This is a genomic window from Streptomyces sp. NPDC041068 (assembly GCF_040647455.1).
Lineage (GTDB): Bacteria > Actinomycetota > Actinomycetes > Streptomycetales > Streptomycetaceae > Streptomyces.
Window position 1 is genome coordinate 36,703 of the sequence record NZ_JBEZCG010000012.1, and the last position, 20,302, is coordinate 57,004.

Here is a 20,302-nt window from a genome sequence, read left to right on the forward strand (position 1 = left end):
CTCACAGTTCGTGGCCGAGATCGGCCGCCAGTCGCTTCACCAGGTCGTACGCCGCGTCGGGGATCACCGTACCGGGCGGGAAGACGGCGGTGGCGCCCGCCTCGTGGAGCGCGTCCACGTCCTGCGGCGGGATGACTCCACCCACGACGATCATGATGTCGTCGCGGCCCTCGGCGGCGAGCTCCTCGCGCAGTGCCGGTACGAGAGTCAGGTGCCCGGCGGCCAGCGAGGAGACGCCCACGATGTGCACGTCCGCCTCGACGGCCTGGCGCGCGACCTCGGCCGGCGTCTGGAACAGCGGGCCGACGTCCACGTCGAAGCCCAGGTCGGCGAAGGCACTTGCGATCACCTTCTGGCCGCGGTCGTGGCCGTCCTGGCCCATCTTGGCGACCAGGATGCGCGGCCTGCGGCCCTCGGCCTCGTCGAAGGAGTCCACGAGCGTGCGGGTGCGCTCGACGGACGGGGACTGACCTGCTTCGGTGCGGTACACACCGGAGATCGTACGGATCTGGCCCGCGTGCCGCCCGTACACGCTCTCCAATGCGTCGGAGATCTCGCCGACCGTGGCCTTCGCGCGGGCCGCGTCGACCGCGAGCGCGAGGAGGTTGCCTTCCAGGCCCTGGCCCATGCCGCGCTGGGCGGCCGCGGTGAGGCGGCGCAGGGCGTCCTGGCAGACCCTTTCGTCGCGCTCCTCGCGCAGCCGCTTCAGCTTGGCGATCTGCTGGGCGCGCACCGAGGAGTTGTCGACCTTGAGGACCTCGATCTCCTCGTCGCTGTCCACCCGGTACTTGTTGACGCCGATGACGGGCTGACGCCCGGAGTCGATGCGGGCCTGCGTGCGGGCCGCGGCCTCCTCGACGCGCAGCTTCGGGATGCCGGCGTCGATGGCCTGTGCCATGCCGCCCGCCGCCTCGACCTCCTCGATGTGCTGCCAGGCACGGCGTGCCAGGTCGTACGTCAGCTTCTCGACGTACGCGCTGCCGCCCCACGGGTCGATCGAGCGTGTCGTGCCCGACTCCTGCTGGATCAGGAGCTGGGTGTTGCGGGCGATGCGCGCGGAGAAGTCGGTGGGCAGGGCGAGCGCCTCGTCCAGGGCGTTCGTGTGCAGCGACTGGGTGTGGCCCTGCGTCGCCGCCATCGCCTCGACGCAGGTGCGCGTGACGTTGTTGAAGACGTCCTGCGCGGTCAGCGACCAGCCCGAGGTCTGCGAATGGGTGCGCAGCGAGAGCGACTTGGCGTTCTTGGGGTCGAACTGCTTGACGAGCTTCGCCCACAGCAGGCGCGCCGCGCGGAGCTTGGCGACCTCCATGAAGAAGTTCATGCCGATCGCCCAGAAGAACGAGAGCCGCGGCGCGAACGCGTCCACGTCCAGGCCGGCTTCGCGCCCCGCGCGCAGGTACTCCACACCGTCCGCGAGCGTGTACGCCAGCTCCAGGTCGGCCGTCGCGCCCGCCTCCTGGATGTGATAGCCGGAGATCGAGATGGAGTTGTAGCGCGGCATCTTCTGCGAGGTGTACGCGAAGATGTCGGAGATGATCCGCATCGAGGGCTTCGGCGGATAGATGTAGGTGTTGCGGACCATGAACTCCTTGAGGATGTCGTTCTGGATGGTCCCGGCCAACTTCTCTGGCGGTACGCCCTGTTCCTCGGCCGCCACGATGTAGAGCGCGAGGACGGGCAGCACCGCGCCGTTCATCGTCATCGACACCGTCATCCTGTCCAGCGGGATGCCGTCGAAGAGCTGACGCATGTCGTAGATCGAGTCGATGGCGACGCCCGCCATGCCGACGTCGCCCGTCACACGTGGGTGGTCACTGTCGTACCCGCGGTGGGTGGGCAGGTCGAAGGCGACCGACAGGCCCTTCTGCCCGGCCGCGAGGTTGCGGCGGTAGAAGGCGTTGGACTCCTCTGCGGTGGAGAATCCCGCGTACTGCCGGATGGTCCAGGGCTGGTTCACGTACATCGTCGGGTAGGGGCCGCGCAGATACGGCGCGACGCCTGGATACGTCCCGAGGAAGTCGAGCCCCTCCAGGTCGGCCCCGGTGTACAGCGGCTTGACCGCGATGCCCTCGGGCGTCTCCCACAGCAGGTCGCTCTCGGACCTGCCGGTGGACTCCTTCACGGCGGTCCGCCACTGTTCGTGCGAACCCTGTGCGCCCCCGGCGGAGCCCAGGTCGATGGAGGAGAAGTCGGGGATCCGCATTACGCCACTCCCATGCGGTCGAGGGTGGAGGAGAGCACGGCGACGGCGTCGCAGCCCGCGTAGACGTACGCGTCGACGTCGGCGTACTCACCGCGCCCGGCGAGGAACACCCGCTCCGCGCCCGCGCCCTTGAGGGCCTGCGCGACGGCCTCGGCCTGCTCGGCGTAGAGCGCGTCGCTGGAACACAGGCACGCCACGGTCGCGCCGCTCGCCTTGAACGCCTCGGCCACGGTCCCGGCGTCGACCGTCACCGGCTCGTGCACGGGCTCGATGCCGCCCGCCTGGAAGAGGTTGGCGGCGAAGGTGGCGCGCGCGGTGTGCGCGGCGGCCGGGCCGAGCGCGGCGAGGAACACCCGCGGGCGCGCGCCGGTGGTGGCGAGATGCGCGTCCGAGCGGGTGCGCAGCGCTTCGTACGCCTCGTCGCGGCGGACCCGCGGCAGGCCGCCGGTCGGCGCGGCAGGGGCGGCCTCGCGCTCCACGGTGCGCTCGGTGAGCTGCGGGAACTCGCTGACGCCGGTGATGGGTTCGCGCCGCTTGGCGAGCTTCTTGCCGCGCTCGGCCCAGGTGGCGGCGAGCCGTTCGCCGATCATGCCCGAGCGCAGCGCGGCCGCCTGGCCGCCCGCCCGCTCGATCTCCTGGAAGAACTCCCAGCCCGCGTGGGCGAGTTCGTCGGTGAGCCGCTCCACGTACCAGGAACCGCCCGCCGGGTCGATGACCCGGGCCAGATGCGACTCGTCGATCAGGATCGTCGAGGTGTTGCGGGCGATACGGCGCGCGAACGCGTCGGGCAGGCCCAGCGAGTGGTCGAACGGCAGGACGGTGACGGCGTCGGCGCCGCCGACGCCCGCGCCCAGGCAGGCCACCGTCGTGCGCAGCATGTTCACCCACGGGTCGCGGCGGGTCATCATCACCGGCGACGTCACCGCGTGCTGGTACTGCGCGCCCGCGGCGGGGGCTCCGCACACCTCGGCGACGCGGGCCCACAGGCGGCGCGCCGCACGCGACTTGGCGATGGTCAGGAACTGGTCGGCGGTGGCCGCGTAGCGGAACTCGAGCTGTGCGCAGGCCTCTTCGACGGAGAGTCCGGCCTCGGTCAGCTGTCGCAGGTAGGCGACGCCGGTGGCGAGTGAGGCGCCGAGCTCCTGCGCGGCCGAGCCGCCTGCCTCGTGGTAGGGCAGCGCGTCGACCGTGAGGGCGCGCAGGCCGGGATACTCGCGGGCACAGAGACGGGCCAGCTCGACGGCCTCGGCCGGGTCCAATTCCTCGCCGGTGCGGGCCTCGTGGCCGAGGACGTCCGCGCCGAGCGCACCGCGCGCCGACTCCTTGGCGACGCCTGCCGCCTCGTACAGACGGAGCAATTCGCGGGCGGCCGGGGCGAATTCGGCGCCCGCGTCGAGCGAGATGGGGGCGAGGTCGAGATAGACGCCGTTCAGTGCCGTGGTCAGATCGGCCACCGGTACGCCGTTCGCGCCGACGCCGAGCCAGAGCGAGGTGACGCCGTTCTCCAGGTCGCCGAGCACTGCCTCGTTCGTGCGGGCGGGGTCCGTGCTCGCGTGCCGCTGCCGGACGTCCCAGCCCGTGGCCGCGTTGCCGCCTGCCGTGCCACCCCGTACGAAGGGGGCGAAACCGGGATGTCCGACATCGGGGGCGGTGTCACGGGAGGTGTACAGAGGGCGGGTGGTGAGCCCGTCCTCGAGGGCGGTGGACAGCGCTTCCTCGGCCGCTGTGCCCGATACGTCCTTACCCGACTTGCGCAGCACGCCTTCCACCAGGCGTTGCCATTGCTCATGGGTCGCATCAGGGAACTCGGCGGCCAGTGAAAGCCCGTCGTCAGGCAGGACCGTCATGCCCCGATGCTAGGGGGGAACCCCTGGCACGCGGTGCCAAAACTGGCTGTGACCTTGCCCTCTTCCGTTCACCCTTGATCTCGAACGGGCAGGCGGCTAGAGGCCCGTGAGAGAGGGTTCCGGTGCCGTCGCGATCGGTTGCGCCGCAGGTGACACGGGTGCCGGAACGCCCGGGAGCAGTCGGGCGATGGGGTTTCCCGTGACGTACTGGACGTACTCGCGCCGCAGGCGGAAACCGGCCGTCCAGGCCAGCAGACGGCTGGGCCGGTTGTCCCGGCCGCAGGACCAGCTGGCGGTGCGGCCGCGCGCGGCGATGTCGGCGCACAGGGCGGTGACGCAGGCGAGGCCGAGGCGTTCGCGGCGGCGCTCGGGCGTGGTGAGCACGGCGACGTCCTCGTATGTCCGGCCGACGAAGTAACCGCAGGCCACGGCGGCGACGCCGCCGTCCCTGTCGAACGCGGCAAAGCCGTGGCCGGAGGCGGCCAGGCCCTCGGGGCCGCCCCAACTGGCATGGATCCACGCCGAGTCGGGGGAGAGGGCGGCGAGCGCGGGCGCGTCGGTCGGCTCCAGACGGCGGATGGTCACGCTCCGCTTCAGCCGCGGCGGCTCCACCGGCTCGCAGTGCACGTACACCATGCGCTCCGTCGGCACGAGGCGGTCGAAGGCGGCGCCGAGCACGGGCAGGAAGCGGGCGGGGGTCTCCACGTGGCTGTGGGCGAAGGGGGCGAGGAGGTCCGGCGCGACGCCGCCGGGATCACCGCTGAGCAGCACATGGCCCGCGCACGCGACCGCCACGGCCCGCGGGTCCCGGTCGCGGTCGGCCCACCAGGCGCCGACGCCGCTCGCCTCGACGTGCTCGGGGAGGGACGCGGGCCCGGGGGACCCGGGGGTGAACCAGTGGGGCGCGGCGGGCCGACGGTGCGGGGACAGCTGGATCATCAGGTGCTCCTCGGGAGTGCGACCTTCGGGTGGAACGGAGTCCGGGTGGAACGGAGTCCGGGTGGAACGGAGTCCGGGTGGAACGGAGAGGGAGTGCGACGTACGGGTGAAGCGGAGACGGGAGTGCGACCTTCGGGTGAAACGAGGTGTGGCGGCCTGCGGGGCCGCGAGCGGCCGGTGACCGCCGCGGCACCGGGTTCCCCGCCGTGCCCGTCATCCAACTGATCCGGGCCCGGCGGCTCAAGAGCGCCCCGACGGCCCTGACGCGCCCCTGATGGGCGGGCCTGCGGAGCGCCAGTATCGCGTCAGGGCGGGACGCGTGTGCGTCAACGTCGCGTCATGGAGGGTCGGTTGGCACGGTGTGCCGGGCATAACGTCACCGTATGCCGCGGCTTGCGGGTCGAGCCCGCGGTGCCCGAATGCGTCTCCTTTGGAGGAACCCCATGGCAGAGCTCTTGTGCGGCGAGGACCCCGAGCCCTGTGAACCCGGCCCGGCCGGACCCCTGTTCGTCCCTGTCCGGCCGGGACCCGCGGGCTGTGTGGCCCGCCTGTTCCGCACCCCCGTCGGCGGGCGCACCGCCGTCGCCTTCACCACCCCGCAGCGCCTGAGCGCCGCCCTGGGCGACCGCCAGGCCTGGATCAGGCTCTCCGAGCCCGCACTGCGGTCCCTCACCGCACCGCTCGGCGTCAGCGAGGTCACCGTCGACCCGAGGCTCGCCGCGCACCCCGTCGGCCCGCCGCCGGCCGGTCCCCGCGCACGGTTCGGCGCCGCCTGGCGCGACTGGGACCCCCAAGCGGTGGGCGCGCTGCGGGTCACCGGCGCGGCCGCTCTGGCGGGCGCCCTCACCCTGTGGATCGGCTGACGTCGAGGCGAAGAGAGAAGCCGTCATGACCACACTGCACGCAGGTCCGGTCCCGCCGCAGAGCCTAGCCGCGACGGACGCCCCGACCCACCCGAACCACCTGAACCACTCGAATCACCCGAACCACCAGGCTCAACAGGCCTATCAGACTCAGCAGACCCACCAGACCCACTCCGCGACGGATGCGTCGAGCGGCCCTTCGGGAGATCGCGCCGCCGCCCCGCCCGACGCCGAACTGTCCGTCTGGCCCTCCTCCACCGCACGGCTCGCCCACGGCGACCTCGCCGTCGGCGGTGTGCCGCTGACCGGGATCGCCGAGCGCTTCGGCACCCCCGCGTACCTGATCGACGAAAGCGATGTACGCGCACGCTGCCGCGCCTATCTGCGCGCCTTCCCGGAGGCCGACGTCCTGTACGCCGCGAAGGCGTTCTTGTGCCGCGCCATGGCGCACTGGGTGGACGAGGAGGGCCTGGGCCTGGACGTGTGCTCGGCCGGTGAGCTGGAACTCGCCGTCACCACGGGCTTCCCCGCGGAGCGCATCGTGCTGCACGGCAACGCCAAGAGCCCGGAGGACCTGCGGGCCGCGCTCCGGCTCGGGGTCGGCCGCATCGTCATCGACAGCGCGTCCGAGATCGCCCGCCTCGCCGCGGCCGTTCCGCAGGGCAGCAGGCAGAAGGTGATGGTCCGGGTGGTGCCCGGCATCGCGGCCGGCGGGCACGCCAAGATCAGGACCGGCACCGACGACCAGAAGTTCGGCCTGTCCCTCACGGACGGCTCGGCTCAGCACGCCGTCGCCCGCGTCCTCGGCCGGCCGACGCTCGAACTGGTGGGCCTGCACTGCCACCTCGGTTCGCAGATCACCACGGAGAAGCCGTTCCTGTGCGCCGTACGGCGCATGGTCGGTCTGATGGCGCGGATCAAGGACCAGCACGGGGTCACCCTCCCCGAACTGGACCTCGGCGGCGGGCACGGCATCGCGTACCGCCCCGGCGAGGAGTCCCTGGACATCGCCGCCCTCGCCCGCAAGGTGCGCGCCGAGCTGATCGAGAGCTGCGCGGCGGCGGGCCTGAGCGTGCCGCGCCTGGTCGTGGAGCCGGGGCGTGCCGTCGCGGGCCCGGCGGGGGTTGCGCTCTACCGGGTCCTCGCGGTCAAGCGGACCGGCGAGCGGACGTTCGTCGCCGTCGACGGCGGGATGAGCGACAACCCCAGGCCCGCGCTCTACGGCGTGAGGTACGTGCCGCGCCTGATCGGCCGGCACTCCACGGCGGAGCCCGCGCCGGTGACGGTGGTCGGACGGCACTGCGAGGCGGGCGACGTCCTCGCCTCGGACGTCCCGCTGCCCGGCGACGTACGGCCCGGGGACCTGCTCGCAGTCCCGGTCGCCGGCGCGTACCACCTGTCGATGGCCTCCGGCTACAACCTGGTCGGCCGCCCGCCCGTGATCGCGGTGGTCGACGGGCACGCGCGGCTCCTCGTGCGTCGCGAATCGCTGGAGGACTACCGGAGCCGGGACGTGGGCCTGTAGCTCTCAGGAGACGCGGTCACAGCACGCGCAAAGGCCCCGGAGCGCACGGCTCCGGGGCCTTCGTACGTCGATGACGCGACCTAGGTACGTCGCTGTCGCTGTCGTTGCCGCTATCGCGTCGTGTCGCTAGAGAATCGCGCCCGGCGTGTAGGCGGCGGCCTCGGGGTGCTCCTTGAGGAGCGCCTCGATCTGCGCGACGACGGTGGCGACCTGGTCGCTCGCGGCACCGGTGAACGACAGCTTGTCGGCCATCAGCTCGTCCAGCTGCGCGCGGTCCAGCGGAATCCGCTCGTCCGCCGCGAGCTTGTCGAGCAGTTCGTTGCGCTCGGCGCCCTGCTCGCGCATGGCGAGCGCGGAGGCGACCGCGTTCTCCTTGATGGCCTCGTGGGCCTCCTCGCGGCCGACGCCCGCGCGCACCGAGGCCATCAGGACCTTGGTGGTGGCCAGGAACGGCAGGTAACGGTCCAGCTCGCGCGCCACGACTGCGGGGAAGGCGCCGAACTCGTCGAGGACGGTCAGGAAGGTCTCCAGGAGACCGTCGAGCGCGAAGAACGCGTCGGGCAGGGCGACCCGGCGGACCACCGAGCAGGAGACGTCGCCCTCGTTCCACTGGTCGCCCGCCAGCTCGCCGGTCATCGAGGCGTAGCCGCGCAGGATGACGGTGAGGCCGTTCACGCGCTCGCAGGAGCGGGTGTTCATCTTGTGCGGCATCGCGGAGGAGCCGACCTGGCCCGGCTTGAAGCCCTCGGTGACGAGCTCGTGCCCGGCCATCAGACGGATCGTCTTGGCGAGCGAGGACGGCGCGGCCGCGACCTGCACCAGGGCGGTGACGACGTCGTAGTCGAGCGAGCGCGGGTAGACCTGGCCGACGGAGGTGAAGGCGCTGTCGAAGCCGAGGTGACCGGCGATCCGGCCCTCCAGCTCGGTCAGCTTGTCGGCGTCGCCGCCGAGCAGGTCGAGCATGTCCTGGGCGGTACCGACCGGGCCCTTGATGCCGCGCAGCGGGTAGCGGCCGATCAGCTCGTCGAGGCGGCGGTAGGCGACGAGGAGCTCGTCGGCGCCGGTCGCGAAGCGCTTGCCCAGGGTCGTCGCCTGCGCGGCGACGTTGTGGGAGCGGCCCGCCATGACCAGCTCGGCGTACTCGCCGGAGAGCTTGCCGAGCCGGGCGAGGACGGCGACGGTACGGGAGCGGATCAGCTCCAGGGAGAGCCGGATCTGCAGCTGCTCCACGTTCTCGGTCAGGTCGCGCGAGGTCATGCCCTTGTGGACGTGCTCGTGCCCGGCGAGGGCGTTGAACTCCTCGATGCGGGCCTTCACGTCGTGGCGCGTGACCTTCTCGCGCTCGGCGATGGAGGCCAGGTCGACCTGGTCGAGGACACGCTCGTAATCGGCGATGGCGGCGTCCGGAACCTCGATCCCGAGGTCCTTCTGCGCACGCAGCACGGCGAGCCAGAGCTGACGCTCCAGCTTCACCTTCTGCTCGGGCGACCAGAGGGTGGCGAGCTCGGCGGAGGCATAACGTCCGGCGAGGACGTTCGGGATACGGGGCTTTGCAGGCGCAGCAGTCACGTGTACGGAGTTTACCTGGCCTCCGACCTGCACTTTGACCGTCCCTACAGTCCAGAACGCCCAGGCCGTTGGAGCATCGTCCAGGCGACGGCCCCGCGCTCGGCGAGCGGGACCGTCGCTTGACGTTTCACCGGGACGGTCACCGGGACGATCAGTAGAAGCGGCGGACGAAGACGTCCGACTTGCCGTTGGTGTCGCCGGGGACGATGTCGTCGGCGGTGGAGTGGAAGACCACGTCGCGCCCTCCGGTGCTGACCGCGTCGGTCTCGGCCGAGGCGGGCTGGGCTGAGACGGTCTCGTCGGTGCCCGTCCGCAGGTCGCGCAGCGTGAGCGTCGACGGTCCTGTCGCGTCGTGGGGGGTGTGCAGCAGATAGCGGCCGGTGGGATCGATGGCCACGCCCCGTACGTTCGGGACCAGTTGGGCGGTTCCCGAGCTCACGTCGTGGACGTAGGTGTCGGAGCCCGAGAGGTAGACGACCTTGCCGCCGTCGTCGCTGAGCTGGACGAGCTTCGCCTCCGCGGTCGGGCCCTCGATCGGACCGGAGGTGGTGCCGCCGGTGCGGTCCCACAGGAAGACGTCCTTCGTCTTGCCGTTCTGGTAGGCGACGTAGCGGCCGTCGTCGCTGATGGACGGCTCGGACGGGACGGTGTGGTCGAAGGTGGCGACGGTCGCGATGGTGGCGGTCTTCCAGTCCTCGACCTGGACGCGCTGGCCGTAACTCTGTTGCCTGTAGGAGAGGCTGATGTGGGCGGTGTAGCGGCCGTCCGAGCTCAGCGACGGCTGGTTGCACGTGAAGAGCGAGCAGCCGGCGGTGATCGTCCTTCCCGTGCTCACCTCGTACTGGCGAATCCGGTCGCCGTTCATCCACTGCACCGGATAGGCGACGTACTCTCCGTTGTCGCTGATCACCGGGGGCTGGAGCGGGGGCAGGTGCCCCATCCGCCTGGTCTGGCTCGTCCGCTGGTCACGGACGAACACCTTGTCGCCTTCCGTCGGGGTGTCGGGCGTGAGGTTCTTCGCCGACGACGAGAAGACGATGCTGCGGCCGTCGGCCGTGATCGAGGCGCCGGAGGAATTGTCGTCGGCCTGGGTGCCGTCGGCCGCGACGCTGATCCGCACGACATCGGCCGCGCTCGCGCCCACGGCCGAGGGCGCGGCCGAGGCGGCTCCGGGTAACACCGCCGTGACCGTGCAGGCGGCGACCGCCGCGCTCACGGCGGCCGGTACACGTCTGGCGCGTCCGGTGGTGCTCCGATTCGTGTTTCCCCTCATAATCCCCCCACTTGAGACACGGTCTCTCCTCCGGCTCTCCACCGGAGGACCACAGACATGCAACCGCGATCGCATGGTGGGGTCAATGCGTCACATGACGTATCAAGAGGCGTAGTTCCGGTCATGTGAGAGGCGGTTCGGGCTGGGGCGATGCCGGAATGCGGTGCTCGTGGAGACCGGGCCTCCGGAGGGCGCGTCGATGACGTGGGCGAGGTCCGTGCGAGCGGGCTCCCGGCCGATCCCCTACCGTCCCGAGCGCGGCATCCGTACGACCGCTTTCCGCGCCGTCAGGTCCACCGTCGTCCCGTTGGGCGGAGCCCCGTCGTCCTCGTTGTCCGGCATGATCAGTGCCGACTGCCTTTCCTTGAGCTCCGTCTGCTTGCCCGGTGAAAAGCTCGCATGCAACTGCTCGAACCCGGTCGCTGATATCTGCCCCTGACGTGCGCTGTTCCGCCACGGCAGCACTCCGGCCCGGCCCGCGCGCAGCAGCAGCTGGTCGACGAAGGCCAGCAGGGTCAGCACGACGACCAGGCCGGGCAGGGTCACGAAGAAGGCGAATTGCATGCCGCCAGTATCCGGCGCGCGGCCCGCGGGCGGAGCTGTTCCGGTCGGGCGCCCCTCAGGGGGTCTCGTCGGCGCAGAGCACGCAGTGATCGCCGGGTTCGACCGCCCGGTGTGCGTGGGGGAACGCGACAGGTGCCCTGTCGGTCCAGCGCTGCCGCCAGGATCCGTAGCACTGGATCTTCGCGCAGTGCGTCTCGCACACCGCCTTGTCCCAGTACGGGACCGGCATGGGGAAGATGTTGTCCCCCGAGGAGCGCCCGGTCAGGCGGCGGCCGATCCAGGGGGCGAGATGCTGCTTGGCGAAGCGGGCGTCCGCGATGCGGCGTGCGACCCAGCGCGGGGGTACCGCCGTCGGCAGCGGGCTCTGCCAGTCGTCCTCGGGGGCGTGGCCGAGCGCCTGCCACACGCCCTCGGCGACCCTGCGGTGCCCCTCGGCCGTGAGGTGCAGCCGGTCCACGTCCCACAGGCGCTGATCGCCGAGGACGGCCGTGCCGTACAGATCCACGACCACCGCGCCGTGCCGCGCCGCGAGGCTGTCGATGTGCGCGAAGAGCTCCTCCATGCGCGGGCGGAACCGCTCCATCACCGGGCCGTTGCGGCCGGGGCTGCGCATCAGGACGAGCTGCTTGCAGGAGGGCGCCAGGCGTTCGACGGCCTCGTCGAGCAGGTCGCGCAGCCGGTTCATGTCGCACTTGGGCCGCAGCGTGTCGTTGAGCCCGCCCACCAGAGTGACCACATCGGCCTGCAGCGCGGCGGCGGCGTCCACCTGCTCGGCGACGATCTGCCCGATGAGCTTGCCGCGCACCGCGAGGTTCGCGTAGCGGAAGCCGGGGTTCTGCGCCGCCATCCGTTCGGCGAGGAGGTCGGCCCAGCCGCGGTAACTGCCGTCGGGCAGCAGGTCCGACATGCCCTCGGTGAAGGAGTCGCCGACCGCGACGAGACTGGTGTAGTTGGCATTCATCTGCATGGCGGGAGCGATCGTATCCCGCCGGGAGGGGGAGTGGCAGGGCGTCACGTGGCCCGGTCGCCGGTGAGGTGCGCCACCACCGTGTCGCCCACATCGGCGAACGCTTCGATCTGCTCGGGGGTCAGCAGGTCGATGAAGTGCCTGCGCACGGACTCCACGTGCGGCGGTGCCGCCGCCTCCTGGCCACGGCGGGGCCCGCCGCCGCGTCAGCGGTCCGAGGGGTCGCGGCGGAGCTGGGCAGTACGGCGTGACGGCGGTATGCCATAGGGCAAGCCGTCGTCACGAGAGAGCGAGCCCGCCATGTGGACCGCAGCCTTCTGGAAGGCCACCGCGGAACGTGCGATCCGCACCTTCGCGCAGGCCCTCGCCGCCGTCCTGGTGGCGGGCGCGACGAACCTCGTGGACGCCCCGTGGGGCGCGGCCTTCGCCACGGCGGGCCTGGCGGCGCTCCTCGCGGTCCTGACGGCGATCGGCGCCTCGGAGGTCGGCGGGAAGGGCCCCGGCATCACGGAGAGCCCGAGGGCGGCGGTGGGCAGGGGGCAGCGGCGGGCGTGAGGTCGGGGCCTCCTGCGGCTCCCCGCAGTACCGCCCCCTCACCGCATCCGCGGCTACCTCCGCAACACCCGTCCCCCGTCCACCCCCACCTCGTCCCCACGAAACCGCTCCCGCAGTCGGCGGTCGTGGGAGACGATCACCAGGGTTCCCGCGTAGTCGGCGAGGGCCTCGTCGAGTTCTTCGACCAGGGCGGGGGAGAGGTGGTTCGTCGGCTCGTCCAGGAGGAGGAGGTCGGCGGGGCGGGTGACCAGGCGGGCCAGGGTGAGGCGGCGGCGCTGGCCCACGGAGAGGCCCTTCACCGGGACCGCCAGGTCCTCCTCGCGGAACAGGCCGAGGGACAGCAGCGCCTCGGCGTGGTCCTCCGCCGGCCCGTCGAGCCCGGCGGCGAAGGCCTCCAGGAGGGGCAGTGCCGTGTCGTCGTGCTCGATCTCCTGGGGCAGATGGCCGATCCGGGAGGGAATGCGGACCGTGCCGCCGTCGGGCGTGAGCTCGCCCGCGAGGACACGCAGCAGCGTCGACTTGCCCGCGCCGTTCGGCCCTGTCACCAGCGTCCGCGAGCCGGGCTCCAGAGTCAGGCCATCGACGGCGAGACGGTCGCCGACCACCACGTCCGCGAGCTCCACGGGACGTACGAAGGGATGGCCGCCGCCCTCCACCGCCGCCGCGAACCGCAGCGGGTCCGGCGGACGCGGCACCGGCTCGGCGCGCAGTCGCCGCAGCCGCTCGCGCGCATTGCGCACGATGCCGGACAACTGCCCCTCCACCGACCGCTGATGACCGGCGAACCGGGGACTGTCGCTCATCCGCCACCCCGTCGAGAGCCGGTCCGAGCCGCCCTGCGCGAGGCGCTCCTGGCGCTCCACCTCGTCCGCCCACGCGCGGTGGCGCTCCTCCCAGCGGCGCCGGGCCGTGGTGCGCTGCTCCAGATAGCCGTGCCAGCCGCCGCCGTAGCGCGCCACGGCCCTGCGGTCCCCGTCGACCTCGACGATCGCCTCGGCCACGCGGTCGAGGAAGACCCGGTCGTGGGTGACGGCGACGACCGTGCCGCGGTGGGCCCGCAGCCGCTCCTCCAGCCAGCCCAGCGCCTGGTCGTCCAGGTGGTTCGTCGGCTCGTCGAGCAGCAGCAGCTCCGGCTGCGGCGCGAGCACGCACGCGAGTGCGAGCCGTGCGGCCTCACCGCCGGACAGCGAACCGAGCGTCCGCGACCGCCCCAGATGCGGTACGCCGAGACCGTGCAGAGCAGCGTCCACGCGCGCGTCGGCACGGTAGCCGTCCCGCGCCTCGAAGGCGGCGACGAGATCTCCGTAGGCGGCCAGTTCCGCGTCGGAGGCGGAGCCGAGGGCCTCCTCCGCCTCCCGGATGCGCCGCTCCAGATCGCGCAGCTCGGCGAGCGCGTCGTCCACCGCGTCCCGCACGGTGGCGTGCGGCGGCAGCCGCGGCACCTGGGCGAGGTGGCCGGTGCCGCCGTCGGACACGACGGACACCTCGCCCTCGGCGGGCACGTACTCGCCCGCGATCAGACGCAGCAGCGTCGACTTGCCCGAGCCGTTCTCGCCGATGACCCCGGCCCGCTCGCCGGGGCGCACCGAGAGCGAGACCCGCTCGAGGACGGGCCGGTCCGGATATCCGTACGACACGTCACGCAGGACGAGTTGGCTCACGGCGCATCCCCCTCGGGCATCGGCGGTCGGGTCGCACCAGCTGGCCGACCCGGTCCGGTCACACGAACCGGTCACACGGACCGGCCGCACCAGCTGGTGCGACACGGTCCGGTCACACAGGCTGGCCGAACAGCTCCCGCAGCACATCCTCCATCGTGACCATTCCGGCCAGCCGGCCGTCCGAGCCGAGCACCGCGGCCACATGCGTACGGCTGCCCCGCATGGCGGTCAGCACGTCGTCCAGCGGCGTGGCCTCGCGGACCTGGGCGATCTTCCGCATGTCCGGCACCCGGAACGGCAGATCGCGCGGTGCCCGGTCCAGCGCGTCCTTGACGTGCAGATAGCCGACGATGCGGCGGCCGTCGTCGACCACGGGGAAGCGGGAGAACCCGGACTCGGCCGAGAGCTGCTCCAGCTGCTCCGGGGTGACGCCCACGCGCGCGTAGACCACGTCCTCCAGGGGCAGGACCACGTCCCTGACCGGGCGGCGGCCCAGTTCGAGCGCGTCGTGCAGCCGCTCCTGCGCGCGGTCGTCGATCAGGCCCGCGTCCGAGGAGTCCTTGACCATGCGGGCGAGCTCGTCGTCGGAGAAGCTGGCCGACACCTCGTCCCTCACCTCGACGCGCAACAGCTTCAGCAGGCCGTTGGCGAACGCGTTGATCGCGAAGATCACCGGACGCAGCGCCCGCGCGAGCGCCACCAGCGGCGGCCCGAGCAGCAGCGCCGAGCGCACCGGCTCGGCGAGCGCGATGTTCTTCGGGATCATCTCGCCGAGCAGCATGTGCAGGTAGGTGGCCACGGTCAGCGCGATGACGAACGAGATCGGGTGGACCAGGCCGTGCGGCACCCCGACCGCGTCGAACGCCGGTTCCAGCAGATGTGCGATGGCGGGCTCGGCGACGATGCCGAGGACGAGGGTGCACAGCGTGATGCCGAGCTGCGCGGCGGCGAGCAACGCGGACACGTGCTGCAGACCCCAGAGCACGCTCTTGGCGCGCTTGTCGCCCTCCTCCGCGTACGGCTCGATCTGGCTGCGGCGTACGGAGATGAGCGCGAACTCGGCACCGACGAAGAAGGCGTTCACGACGAGCGTCGCGAGGCCGATCAGCAACTGGACGGCGATCATCGGGCGTCCTCCTCGTGGGCGTCGGTGGCCGACGGGGCGTGCAGCATGACGCGGGCCGCGCGACGTCCCGCGGCGTCGACGACGTCGAGCCGCCAACCGCCCACCTCGACGCTGTCGCCGACGGCCGGGATGCGGCCGAGCTCCGTGGCGACGAGTCCGGCGAGCGTCTCGTAGGGGCCGTCGGGCGCCCGCAGGCCGACCCGCGCGAGCTGGTCGGTGCGGGCGGCGCCGTCGGCGGAGTAGAGGGTGCGGCCGTCGTCGTCGGTGCCTGCGTGGGCGATGTCGGGCGTCTCGTGCGGGTCGTGCTCGTCCCGCACCTCGCCGACGACCTCCTCGACGATGTCCTCCAGGGTGGCGACCCCGGCGGTGCCGCCGTACTCGTCGATGACCACGGCCATCGTGCGCTTGCCGGACAGCCGGTCCAGGAGCCGGTCGACGGTCAGCGTCTCCGGCACGAGCAGGGGTTCCCGCATCAGTTCGGCGACGGACACGCGTGGCCTGCGCTCGGCGGGCACGGTGAGGACGTCCTTGATGTGGGCGACGCCGACGACCGTGTCGAGGTTGCCGCGGTAGACGGGGAAGCGGGAGAGCCCGGTCACGCGCGTGGCGTTCGCGACGTCCTCGCAGGTGGCGTGCACGTCCAGGGCCATGACCTGGACGCGCGGCGTCATCACGTTCTCCGCGGTGAGGTCGGCGAGGTTCAGCGTGCGTACGAACAGCTCGGCGGTGTCGGCCTCCAGCGCGCCCTCCTTGGCGGAGTGCCGGGCGAGGGCCACCAGCTCCTTGGGGCCGCGCGCGGAGGCCAGCTCCTCGGCGGGCTCCATGCCGAAGCGGCGTACGGAACGATTCGCGGTGTTGTTGAGATGCGCGATGAACGGGCGGAAGGCGGCGCTGAAGATGCGCTGCGGCGTGGCCACCCGCTTGGCGATGGCGAGCGGCGACGAGATGGCCCAGTTCTTGGGGACCAGCTCACCGATGACCATGAGGAAGACCGTCGACAGGGCGGTACCTATGACCAGAGCCACCGAGGAGGCCGCCGAGCTCGGGACCCCCAGGCCGCGCAGCGGCCCTGCGATCAGCTTGGCGATGGACGGCTCGGAGAGCATGCCGACCACCAGGTTGGTGACGGTGATGCCGAGCTGGGCGCCGGAGAGCTGGAAGGTCAGGTTCTTGACGGCCTTGAGGGCGCCCGCGGCGCCGCGCTCACCGCGTTCGACCGCCCGCTCGAGTTCGCTGCGCTCGACCGTCGTGAGGGAGAACTCCGCCGCGACGAAGACACCACACGCCAGGCAGAGCAGGAGCGCCACGAGGAGCAGGAGCACTTCGGTCATCGGGTCACCTCCGTCCCATGATCGGGCAGGGGCGGGATGAATGCGCGATGTCGGGTACTGGGAGGCTCGCCCATGGGCGGACGCTCACACCTTTCAGTCGGTACGAATGGTGTGTCCATGGTAAAGGATCAGCAAAACGCTTCGAACGTATGCGGGGGCGGGGCCGCCTCGGCCCGCGAGCCGCTTCACCCGACGCCGCCAGTGGTCTTCCTGGTGGTACCCGGGAGCACCGCGAGGATCAGGGCGTCGGGATCGCGTGCGATGAGCCGTGCGGCTACCGGCTCTCGCTCTGCGGGACGGGCGAGGGCGGCGGCGACCGGCATGCGGCTCAGCTGCCGCTCAGTTCCTCGATGACCGGGCCGAACGCCTCCATGCTCCGCTCCAGCACGGTGATGTTCGAGAAGCCGTACCGCTCGCGCTGGACGCGCAGTTGCTCGGCCATCTCCCGCACCGTGCCGAGCAGCAGGATCGGCAGATCCAGAACCTGGTCCTCGGTGAGGTGGGGCGTGAGGTGGAGGGAGGGGCGGACGGTGGCCCTGCGGTCCCGGGTCACCTCGACCACCTGGATCAGCAGGTTCATCTCGGCAGGCTCGGCGCGGTTCTCGGCGAAGCGGCGGTACGTGGCGACGCGCTCTTCGACGTCTTCGGCGGGCAGTACGGACAGCGTGCCGTCCGTGCCCGCCTGCGCCCCGGTGAACGCCGCGATGTCGGCGTGCTCGGCGGTCAGTTCCAGCATGCGGTCGCCGTTGCCGCCGATCAGCAGCGGCGGGCGCGGTTTCTGCACGGGCCGGGGCGCGTGGTCCTCGGAGCCGAGGAGCTTGTTCAACTCCTCGATCGTGCGCCGGAGATGGGCCACGCGCTCGCCCGGCGAGTCGAAGGGCAGGCCCGCGCGGTCGTGCTCGGCCTTGACGTATCCGGTGCCGAGCCCCAGTTCGAGACGGCCGCCCGTGAGCGCGTCCGTCGTGGCCACCTCGCGCGCGAGCAGGGTGGGGTTCCAGAAGCCGACGTTGAGGACGCAGGTGCCGACCCGGGGGCGTTCGGTGGCCTCGGCCGCGGCGACGACCGAGGGGAACGGCGCGGGCATGCCGAGGTGGTCGGCGACCAGGATGATGTCGTAGCCGAGCTCCTCGGCCCTGCGGCATTTCCCGCGCCACTCGTCGCCTGTCGAAGGGGCCATCATGTTGACGCCGAAGCGGAACGGGCGAGACATGAACTCTCCTCGTCTGTCGCAGACTTGGCGGCCCCGTGCACAACGACGGTCGTGCGGGCAGGGGTGTCTCGCACACAGGGGCGTCCCTGCGGTCAGTCCATCACTCGTGCGCGATCGCCGCCAGTACGTTCATGCGTGATGCACGCAACGCGGGCAGCAGCGCCGCCGCGAGGCCCACCACCACCGAGCCGATCACCACCGCGACGATGGTCGTCCAGGGGAACGCCAGCTCCTTCATGCCCTGCAGCGCGAGGACCTGCTGCACGGCCACGCCCCAGACAAGGCCGAGCGCGAGGCCGAGCAGCGCCCCGAACACGGCGATCACCACCGACTCCAGCCGGATCATGCGGCGCAGCTGACGCCGACCGAGCCCGATCGCGCGCAGCAGCCCGATCTCCCGGGTGCGCTCCACGACCGACAGGGCAAGGGTGTTGACGACGCCGAGCACCGCGATGACGATCGCGAGGCCGAGCAGCGCGTAGACGAGATAGAGCATCACGGCGATCTGCTGCCGGATCAGCTCCTTGTAGTCGGCCTGGTCGCGCACCTGCACCTGCGGATACGGATCGAGCGTCTTCTCCAGGCTCGCGCGCAGCGCCCCCGCGTCCGTGCCGGAGGCCGCGTTGACGTACAGCGCGGAGTCCTGGCCGCCGGGCACGTACTTCTCGACCGTGGCGAAGCCCATGAAGAGCCCGCCCTCGACGCCGAAGCCCTCGGGGGACTCCTGGTCGGTGAGGGCGCCGACCGTCAGCTTCGTCGTACGCCCGCCGGGGAACCGCACGGGCAGCGCGTCCCCGAGCCGCACCTCGTGCTTCTCGGCGAAGTCCTGGTCCATGCCGATGCGCCCGGGGGCCAGTGCGGCGCGCGAACTCCCTTGGGCGTACGAGACGTTGGCGACGTCGTCGAGCCCCGCGTCGTAGCCCGCGGCGGTCGACTCGACGTTCTTGCCGTCGGGCAGCGTCAGTTCGACCGGCGTGAAGCGCTGGCGTACGACCAGGCCCGCGCCCTCGGTGTCCTTGACCTTGTCGACGATCTCCGAGGAGAACGGCATGAAGTTGCTGTTCTGCACGACGAAGTCGGCACCGAGCGTCTTGTCGATCTGCCGGTCGAACGACTTCGTCATCGACGCGCTCGCCACCGAGAGCCCGCCGACCAGGGCGAGTCCCACCATCAGCGCGGCGGCCGTGGCCCCCGTGCGGCGCGGGTTGCGCAGCGCGTTGCGCTGGCTCATCCGGCCGATCGAGCCGAAGACCGCGGGGAACGCGCCGCCGAGGACCCGGATCACCGGACGCACCAGGAGCGGTCCCGCGATCACGGTGGCGACGAGGGTGAGGACGACACCGAGACCGAGCAGGGAGGCAGCGGACGCGGTCTTCTGCGCGGTCGCGCAACCCACGAGCGCGGCGGCACCGGCCACCCCGACGACGGAGCCCACCACGGCCCGCACCTTCAGCGGCCGCCCCACACCGGCGATCTCCGCGTCGGCGAGTGCGGCCATCGGCGAGACCTGTGCCGCCCGCCGCGCCGGGAGGTACGCGGCGACGAACGTGACGCCGACCCCGACGACGTACGCGACCACGGGTGTCGCCCAGCCGATGACCATCTCCGTCGACTTCAGGTTCATGCCGAGCAGGCCCATCAGCTCGATCAGGCCGAGGGCCAGACCGATCCCGGCGGCGAGGCCCAGCGTCGAGCCGACCAGGCCGAGCAGCAGTGCCTCGGTCAGGACGGAGCGGCGCACCTGCCTGCGGTCGGCGCCGAGCGCCCGCAGCAGGCCCAGTTCGCGGGTGCGCTGGGCGATCAGCATCGAGAAGGTGTTGACGATCAGGAAGACGCCCACGAGCACGGCGATGCCGGCGAAGCCGAGCATCACGTACTTGATGACGTCCAGGAAGCCGCCGAGCTGTTCCGCCGCGGACTCGGCCTGCTCGTCGGCGGTCTCGAAGTCGTAGCCCGAGCCCAGTTCGGCGGCGATCCTGCGCTTGAGCGTCGTGTCGCTGACGCCGTCGGCCGCGGTCACGGAGATGCTCGTGGCCGCCCTCGTCGAGCCGAGGAGCTCGCGCTGGGCGGTCGCGGTGTCCAGGAAGACGAGGGCGGCGCCGGGGTTGGTGGTGGTGAACGTGGCGATGCCGACGATCTCGACCTCGAACGAACCGGGCCGGGCCTGGACGGTGAGGGTGTCGCCGATCTCCACGTTCTTCTTGTCGGCCGTGTCCGCGTCGAGCACGGCCTGGCCCGCGCGGCGCGGGGCGTGGCCGGAGGTGAGCTCCACGGGGCTGCGGTCCGTGCGGTACCAGTTGGTGGCGATGGTGGGCGCGCCGGTGGTGGGCCCCACCGATTCGTTCTCGCTGTCGACGACGACGATGTTGTTCACCGACGCGTCGACGTGCGCGTCGGCGACCCCGTCGACCTTCGCCACCCGCTCCTTGAGGCTCGCGGGCACGGTCGGTGTCCGCCCGGAGGGCACCGCCTCGTCGAGGTCGTCCTTCGGCGCGACCGTCACGTCGGCCGATGTGGAGGCGAAGAGCCGGTCGAAGGTGCGGTTCACCGTGTCGGAGAAGATCAGGCTGCCCGCGACGAACGCGACCGAGAGGAGGACGGCGAGTGCGGAGAGCACGAGCCGGCCCTTGTGCGCGAGGAAACTCCTGAGCGTCGCCTTCAGCACGACG

Annotated in this window: 15 protein-coding genes; 3 read left to right on the forward strand and 12 right to left on the reverse strand. The window is 71.8% G+C overall.

All coding sequences use genetic code 11. From position 1 onward, the window contains the following. Position 1: 1 nt before the first annotated feature. From scpA to AB0B50_RS26800, 3 genes are all read right to left on the reverse strand, one after another. Positions 2–2,203 carry a methylmalonyl-CoA mutase gene (gene scpA, locus AB0B50_RS26790; RefSeq protein ID WP_362336978.1) on the reverse strand — a complete coding sequence of 734 codons (2,202 nt, stop codon included), beginning with the start codon at positions 2,201–2,203 and terminating at the stop codon, positions 2–4. After that, positions 2,203–4,050: a methylmalonyl-CoA mutase small subunit gene (mutA, locus tag AB0B50_RS26795; protein WP_362336981.1), complete on the reverse strand. Its 1,848-nt coding sequence runs from the start codon at positions 4,048–4,050 to the stop codon at positions 2,203–2,205. Before mutA ends, scpA begins: the two co-directional genes overlap by 1 nt. A gap of 96 nt (positions 4,051–4,146) precedes the next feature. Further along, positions 4,147–4,989, reverse strand: coding sequence for a GNAT family N-acetyltransferase (locus AB0B50_RS26800; protein WP_362336984.1), 843 nt, complete (start codon positions 4,987–4,989; stop codon positions 4,147–4,149). 443 nt (positions 4,990–5,432) lie between these two features. Here AB0B50_RS26800 and AB0B50_RS26805 point away from each other — a divergent pair, with 443 nt between their 5' ends. Then, positions 5,433–5,852 carry an SAV_915 family protein gene (locus AB0B50_RS26805; protein ID WP_362336986.1) on the forward strand — a complete coding sequence of 140 codons (420 nt, stop codon included), beginning with the start codon at positions 5,433–5,435 and terminating at the stop codon, positions 5,850–5,852. Between the two features lie 25 nt (positions 5,853–5,877). Continuing rightward, positions 5,878–7,377 (forward strand): diaminopimelate decarboxylase, encoded by a 1,500-nt coding sequence (gene lysA, locus AB0B50_RS26810; protein WP_362336989.1) that lies wholly within the window; start codon positions 5,878–5,880, stop codon positions 7,375–7,377. A gap of 126 nt (positions 7,378–7,503) precedes the next feature. Here lysA and purB read toward each other — a convergent pair whose 3' ends face one another. From purB to AB0B50_RS26830, 4 genes are all read right to left on the reverse strand, one after another. Then, the gene (gene purB / locus AB0B50_RS26815; protein ID WP_362336992.1) at positions 7,504–8,946 is read right to left on the reverse strand and encodes an adenylosuccinate lyase; all 1,443 of its coding nucleotides are present in this window, start codon (positions 8,944–8,946) and stop codon (positions 7,504–7,506) included. 151 nt (positions 8,947–9,097) lie between these two features. After that, positions 9,098–10,162 carry a hypothetical protein gene (locus AB0B50_RS26820; protein ID WP_362336994.1) on the reverse strand — a complete coding sequence of 355 codons (1,065 nt, stop codon included), beginning with the start codon at positions 10,160–10,162 and terminating at the stop codon, positions 9,098–9,100. A gap of 300 nt (positions 10,163–10,462) precedes the next feature. Continuing rightward, complete coding sequence (locus AB0B50_RS26825) at positions 10,463–10,783, reverse strand: DUF6191 domain-containing protein (protein ID WP_362336997.1); 321 nt, start codon at positions 10,781–10,783, stop codon at positions 10,463–10,465. A 55-nt stretch (positions 10,784–10,838) separates the two neighbouring features. Continuing rightward, positions 10,839–11,750 (reverse strand): SGNH/GDSL hydrolase family protein, encoded by a 912-nt coding sequence (locus AB0B50_RS26830; RefSeq protein WP_362336999.1) that lies wholly within the window; start codon positions 11,748–11,750, stop codon positions 10,839–10,841. A gap of 300 nt (positions 11,751–12,050) precedes the next feature. Between AB0B50_RS26830 and AB0B50_RS26835 the strand changes: the two genes are divergently transcribed. Continuing rightward, positions 12,051–12,305, forward strand: a complete 255-nt coding sequence (locus AB0B50_RS26835) for a holin (protein WP_362337002.1) — start codon at positions 12,051–12,053, stop codon at positions 12,303–12,305. A 53-nt stretch (positions 12,306–12,358) separates the two neighbouring features. On the opposite strand, the gene abc-f is transcribed toward AB0B50_RS26835, so the two are convergent. The 5 genes from abc-f to AB0B50_RS26860 all read right to left on the reverse strand — a co-directional run bounded on the left by abc-f (position 12,359) and on the right by AB0B50_RS26860 (position 20,298). After that, a complete protein-coding gene (gene abc-f, locus AB0B50_RS26840) occupies positions 12,359–13,966 on the reverse strand; it encodes a ribosomal protection-like ABC-F family protein (RefSeq protein WP_362337005.1) in 1,608 nt (535 codons plus the stop codon). Positions 13,967–14,078: 112 nt separating this feature from the next. Beyond that, entirely contained in the window at positions 14,079–15,092 is a 1,014-nt protein-coding gene (locus AB0B50_RS26845; RefSeq protein ID WP_362337008.1) for a hemolysin family protein, read from the reverse strand. Continuing rightward, positions 15,089–16,423 carry a hemolysin family protein gene (locus AB0B50_RS26850; RefSeq protein ID WP_362337011.1) on the reverse strand — a complete coding sequence of 445 codons (1,335 nt, stop codon included), beginning with the start codon at positions 16,421–16,423 and terminating at the stop codon, positions 15,089–15,091. Before AB0B50_RS26850 ends, AB0B50_RS26845 begins: the two co-directional genes overlap by 4 nt. A gap of 328 nt (positions 16,424–16,751) precedes the next feature. Beyond that, the gene (locus tag AB0B50_RS26855) at positions 16,752–17,633 is read right to left on the reverse strand and encodes an LLM class F420-dependent oxidoreductase (protein ID WP_362337014.1); all 882 of its coding nucleotides are present in this window, start codon (positions 17,631–17,633) and stop codon (positions 16,752–16,754) included. A 100-nt stretch (positions 17,634–17,733) separates the two neighbouring features. Continuing rightward, positions 17,734–20,298, reverse strand: a complete 2,565-nt coding sequence (locus AB0B50_RS26860) for an FtsX-like permease family protein (RefSeq protein ID WP_362337017.1) — start codon at positions 20,296–20,298, stop codon at positions 17,734–17,736. Positions 20,299–20,302 lie beyond the last annotated feature (4 nt).